The 4,253-nt window shown below is 70.2% G+C and carries 5 protein-coding genes; all 5 read right to left on the bottom strand.

The window, feature by feature from the left end; all coding sequences use genetic code 11:
• Window positions 1-177: MogA/MoaB family molybdenum cofactor biosynthesis protein (locus ACT84W_RS08040; protein WP_444328832.1), on the bottom strand; the 177-nt coding region annotated here is incomplete at its 3' end.
• Between the two features lie 60 nt (window positions 178-237).
• A complete protein-coding gene (locus ACT84W_RS08035; protein WP_444328829.1) occupies window positions 238-1,206 on the bottom strand; it encodes a molybdopterin-binding protein in 969 nt (322 codons plus the stop codon).
• Window positions 1,207-1,388: 182 nt separating this feature from the next.
• Window positions 1,389-2,360: a cyclic pyranopterin monophosphate synthase MoaC gene (gene moaC, locus ACT84W_RS08030; RefSeq protein ID WP_444328828.1), complete on the bottom strand. Its 972-nt coding sequence runs from the start codon at window positions 2,358-2,360 to the stop codon at window positions 1,389-1,391.
• Window positions 2,361-2,364: 4 nt separating this feature from the next.
• Window positions 2,365-3,315: a GTP 3',8-cyclase MoaA gene (gene moaA, locus ACT84W_RS08025; RefSeq protein ID WP_444328827.1), complete on the bottom strand. Its 951-nt coding sequence runs from the start codon at window positions 3,313-3,315 to the stop codon at window positions 2,365-2,367.
• On the bottom strand, window positions 3,309-4,253 hold a 945-nt coding region (locus tag ACT84W_RS08020; protein ID WP_444328826.1), incomplete at its 5' end, for a sulfate/molybdate ABC transporter ATP-binding protein. The genes ACT84W_RS08020 and moaA, both read right to left, overlap by 7 nt.

Here is a 4,253-nt window from a genome sequence, read left to right as displayed (position 1 = left end):
GCGCAGCGCCGCCTCGATCTGCTCACGCTCGTCGGGCACGATCGCCGTGGCGACGACCTCGTAGCCGCGGGCGCGCAGCAGCTCGGCGAGCGCAGGGCCGCTCGCGTCCTCGCGCTCGCCGCGCGCCCCGCGGTCGCTCACCGTGATCACCGCGGCGGTGTACTTCTCTTCGCTCATGGATCGAACCTCCTTGTGGTGAAGCGAGAAAACCCGCCTTCTTCTTTGAATGGTCCCGCGCTACTTGCCGAAGGGGCAAAGCGGGAAGGTACAGGGCTTGCAGCCGAGGCACAGGCCGCCCTCCCCCATCACGACGAAGTCGCGCTTGGTCAGCGGCACGCCGGCGGCCACGCGCGGGAGCACGAGGTCGAGGACGGTAGCCTTGTTATACATGGCGCAGCCGGGCACGCCGAGCACCGGGACGGGGGCCTTCTTGCCAGACGGACCGGCGACGCCACCGGCGGCGCCTTCCGCGCAATCATCGTCGAAGTAGCCCACGAGCAGCATCGCGCCGGGGAGCACGGGGCTGCCGTAGGTGACGATGCGGGCGCCCGCGCGCTTGATGGCGCCGGGGGTGTTGTCGTCGGGGTCCACGCTCATGCCGCCCGTGCACACGATGAGGTCGACGCCGGCGGCGCGGGCTTCGTCGATGGCGGCCACGACGTCAGGGGTCTCGTCTCCGGGCTTGACGGTAAGGGTGACCTCGATGCCGAACTCGGCGAGCTTGCGCACGATGACAGGCGTGAACGCATCCTCGATGAGCCCGCTCGCGACCTCGGAGCCGGTCGCGATGACGGCCGCGGTCCTCGCCGTGAAGGGCCTGACTTCGAGCAGCGGCTCGTCGCCGGCCGCGCGCTCGGCGGCCTCGAGGACCTCCTCGCGCACGACGAGCGGGATCACTCGCGTGCCGGCCAGCGCGTCGCCCTCGCGGACCGCGAAGCCGCCCTTGCGCGTGGCCACCATGACCTTATCGGTCGCGTTCACGGCGTTGAGCTTCTCGGTGTTCACGAGCAGGCAGCCGTCGGTCGCCGCGTTGATGCCGATCTTTCCCTCGGACGGCTCGCCCGCGGCGATGGTTCCGGGCCCCAGGCAGAGCGAGGCCAGGCGCCGCGCGGCATCGTTCTCGTGGACCATGCCCGGCTCGAGCTCCCAGACGTACAGGTTCACCTTGCCCATGGAAAGGAGAACGGGAATGTCCTCCTCGCGCACGACGTGGCCCTTCTTGAAGCGGCCCCTTGGACTTGCCGGGAATGATTTGTGTCAAGTCTTGGCACAACACCTGTCCAACTGCGTCTTCGGTGCGAATCGTCTTCATTTCTCTCTCCTAAATGACGAAAAGGGACAGTCCCTTTTCGTCATCGCGAAGAAGGGCCGCCCCGTTGCTCATTGCGTTACCGGCGGACGTGGATGGGGTCACCGGGGCGGACGGTACCGCCGCGCGTGACGACGGCGAAGACGCCGTCGGTCGGCATCACGCACTTGCCGGTGAGGCGGTGGATCTCGCAGTCGTTGTGGCATTTCTTACCGATCTGGGTGACCACGAGCTCGCACTCGCCGACCGTAAGCACGGTGCCCACGGGCAGCTCCTTGAGCGAGAGGCCTCGGGTGAGGATGTTCTCGGCGAAGTCGCCCGCCGAGAGGTTGGGCAGCACCTCGCGCATGGAGTCGACGGACTCCTCGGGCAGTAGGCTCACCATGCGATGCCAGTTGCCGGCGTGCGCGTCGCCCGCGACGCCGTGGCCGACGACGAGCTCGATCGACTCCTGCGGCTTCTTGCGAGTGCCCTTCTTTTCGGAGATGGAGACCGCGACGACCGAGGCGTCGGCGACCGCGGGCACGGCAGCACCGGCCTTATCGCCCGCATCGCCGACCTCCGCGCGCACGAAGTGGCCGCTCGCGCCGCCCGACTTCTCGAGCAGGCGTACGTCGTCGACGACCATGTCGCGCTGGGTCGCCTTGAGCATGTCGTAGACGGTGAGGCCGGCCACGCTCGCGGCGGTCAGGGCCTCCATCTCGACGCCGGTCTCGCCGCAGCAGCGGCACTCGGCCTCGATGGCCACGCCGCAGCCGCGCTCGTCGTCCACGAGCTCGAAGCGCACGTCGACGCCGGTGAGCTGGATGGGGTGGCACATGGGCACGAGCTCCCAGCAGCGCTTGGCCGCCATGATGCCCGCGACCTGCGCCACCGCAAGCACGTCGCCCTTCTTGCAGCCGCCCGTGCGCACGAGCTCGAGCGTGGCCGGAGCCATGCGCACGAAGCCCGCCGCCCGCGCCACGCGCTGGGTCTTCTGCTTCGCCGAGACGTCGACCATGCGGGCGCGCCCCTGTTCGTTGATGTGGGTGAGGTCATTCGTGTGCGCCATGGCGCTATCCCCCGATCTCGTTCATGTCGCGCGCGGACTCGCTCGCGTGCGACTCGTCCATGTGATGGTACTTCGGCTTGGCCGCGATGGCCCCGCGCAGGGCGGCAAGAAGGGCCTCCCCCTCGAGCCCGCACAGGTCGACCTCGGCCGAGGAGTGCAGGCAAGGCTTGCAGCGGCCGTCCGCCATCACGCGGATGCGGCTGCAACCGTCGCAGAACTTGTGGCTCATCGGCCGGATGAGCCCGACGTTGCCCGCCCAGCCCGGCACGTGCCAGAGCTCGGCCACGCCGTCGCGGCCGCGCGGCTCGGCGCCGGCGGGCAGCCGCCCGAGCACGTAGTCTGCCGGCAAGAAGCGCCCGCGCGGCCAGCCGGCGGCGGGGCCGATGGGCATGAGCTCGATGAAGCGCACGTCGACGGGCTCGTCCTTGGCCAGCGCCGCCAGGTCGGCGACCTCGTCGTCGTTGACGCCGCCCATGAGGACGGCGTTAATCTTCGTGCGGGCAAAGCCCGCCTCGCGCGCGGCGGCGATGCCGGCGAGGGCGTCGGCCAGCCTGCCGCAGCGCGTGATCTTCGCGTAGCGCTCGGGCCGCAGGGTGTCGAGGCTCACGTTCAGGCGCCCGAGGCCGGCGGCGCGCAGGTCGGCAGCGATGGGCGCGAGCTGGCACGCGTTCGTGGTCATGGCCACGTCCTCGACACCCGGCACCTCGGCCACCATGCGCACGAGGTCGACCACGCCGCGGCGCGCGAGCGGCTCACCGCCGGTGAGGCGGACCTTGCGCACGCCGAGCTCCGCGCAAGCGCGCACGATGCGCGCGAGCTCCTCGAAACTCAGGATCTGGTCGTGCGCGAGCATCGGCACGCCGCCTTCCGGCATGCAGTACACGCAGCGGCAGTTACACCTGTCGGTAATGGAAAGGCGCAGGTACTCGATGCTCCTGCCCTCGCGGTCTAGCACGGGACGCCTCCTTTGCCGGGGCCGAGCGGCATGACGCACTCAGGCGCGATGCCCAGGGTGACCTGCGCGGGGTTGCCGAGCGCGGCCCACTCGCCCTTGCCGCACTCGTAGCGAAGCAGGCCGCCCGCAGGCGTGCGCAGCATGACGATGGTGGAGAAGGTGCTGTCGATCACGCGGTCGACCGCGCACGGGATGCGGTTGGCGGCGGGGGCTGGAACAGCAGCGGGATCGGCGGGCGCGACGGCGTCGTTGGAAAGAAGGGCGTCGCCGGCCGCGGGCGCCTCGCCCTTCTTTCCAGCCGCCTCGACGGTGAAGTAGTGCGCGCGCAGGCCCACAAAGGCCGCGTCGGCGGGCACGGGCAGCGACGTGCGCAGCTCGACGCCCCACTCCTCGCAGGCGAGCACGGCGTCGCCGGCGGCTCCGCGCGCACCGTCGCCCTTCTTGCCGCCCACCGCGCCAACGACCCGCGCGCGGCTCACGTTCTTGCATCCCGAGATCAGCGCCGCCGGCAGCGACGTCGGCGTGGCGAAGAGCTCGGGCACGCTGAGCTTTTGCTCGGAGCGCCCCTGCGAGATCACGCACACCGAGTTGCACATGCGGTAGACCTCGTCGCGGTTGTGGCTCACGTAGACGGTGCCGCCGGGGAAGGCGCGCAGCGTGTCGGTGAGCTCGAGCTCGAGCTGCCAGCGCAGGTAGCCGTCGAGCGCGGAGAACGGCTCGTCGAGCAGCAAAAGCTCGGGCTCGCTTGCCATGATGCGCGCGAGCGCCACGCGCTGCTGCTGGCCGCCCGAGAGCTGCGCCGGGCGCTTCTTCTGAAGGCCGTCGAGGCGGAAGGCCGCGACCTGGCGGGCGACGGTTTGCGCGCACTCTTCTTTGCCCTTGTCGAGCACGCCGACGGCGATGTTCTGCTCGACCGTCATGTTGGGGAACAGTGCGTA

The sequence above is a fragment of the Paratractidigestivibacter sp. genome, from assembly GCF_052362415.1.
Lineage (GTDB): Bacteria > Actinomycetota > Coriobacteriia > Coriobacteriales > Atopobiaceae > Paratractidigestivibacter.
Note: the sequence above shows the minus strand (reverse complement) of the source record. Positions and strands in the feature narration are given on the sequence as shown.